Source organism: Paraburkholderia sp. Ac-20347 (genome assembly GCF_017104805.1).
Taxonomy (GTDB): Bacteria; Pseudomonadota; Gammaproteobacteria; order Burkholderiales; family Burkholderiaceae; genus Paraburkholderia; species Paraburkholderia tropica.
Genome location: NZ_JAAGPN010000570.1, coordinates 1 through 1,164 on the forward strand (window position 1 = coordinate 1; position 1,164 = coordinate 1,164).

The window sequence follows — 1,164 nt, forward strand, 5'->3', positions numbered from 1 at the left end:
TGCTCGATATGGCGGCCCGCGAACAGCAGACGCCACGCTTCGTCGCGCGTCATGCGGTCGCCCTGGCAGCCGCTGATCGCGCTCAGTTGCGTGGCGAGCGCGTCGAGCGCGCGGATCAGCGCCATGCGGTCGTACGGCGTCGGCTGGCGGAATTCGAGCAGCACGCCCTGGCGCGCGGGCGCGGGCGCGAGCGAGAGCGCCTGCAGCGCGTCGCGGAAGTCGTTGCGCGCGGCGAGCACGGTGCGCCAGTGATCGCTCGACAGACGCCCGCGTATTTCGCCGCACGCGTAGGCCTGGCTCGCGAGCATCTGGCCGATGCTGGGCGCGCGCGCGCTTTCATGCAGATTGGCGACGAGTTCGCGCTCGAAGCCGTCGAGGCCGCGTCGGCGGCCGGCTAGTGTTTCGTCGGTGTTCGCCGTGCTCGTCGTGTTCGCCGTGCCAGCGCCAGCGCCCATTACGAGGCCGCTTGCGGCGGCCAGTTCCGTGAAGGTGCTGAACAGTTCCTCGGCGTCGCTGCCTTCGAGCGAGCCGAGAATCAGGCGGCACAAACGCACGGCGTTTTCGGCGCGCTCGCCGTATCGGCCTGCCCAGAAGAGGTTTTCGGCGGCGCGGCTCGATACGCGCCGATGCTCGCGGCGCAGATCGGAAGGCTTCATCGGACTCGGCAACAGCGAAAACGCCGTGCCGGGCTGGCTCGACAGCACCCAGGTATCGACGCTGCTGCCGCCCACCTGCATCGATACGGATTCCTGATGTTCGGCCGCGAGGCGCGTGAAGCCGCCCGGCAGCACGCGCCAGCCGCATGTCTGGTCGGCGATGGCGTAGACGCGCAGCACCGCGGGCCGCCCGCCGAGCATGGGCGCGCCGCCGGAGGCGTCGGCGCGGTCCTGGCCGGCGGCGTTCTCGTAGCGCGGCGTGTAGCTGTAGTTCAGCGGCTGCTGGACCGTGAAGGCGTCGGGCAGTTGCTCGATGCGCGCGCGCCAGTCGGCGAGCGTTTGCGGACCCGCCGCGAGGCCCGGCGGCGTGGCGCGCTTGCTGTCTTTGGCGTGCGCGCCGCCGGGCCAGGTCGGCAGATCGGCAGGGGGTCGTGTAGGGGAAGGGTGGGCGCGGCAGGGTGGTGCTGGGGGGGCGCTAGAAGAGAAACAACAGGCAGAGCGCAAGTGA

1 protein-coding gene is annotated in these 1,164 nt (G+C 71.0%); it reads right to left on the reverse strand.

What is annotated here, in order from left to right:
- Window positions 1-1,164 (reverse strand): alpha-E domain-containing protein (locus G3N97_RS38730; protein WP_205997988.1); only part of this gene is annotated, 1,164 nt, incomplete at both ends.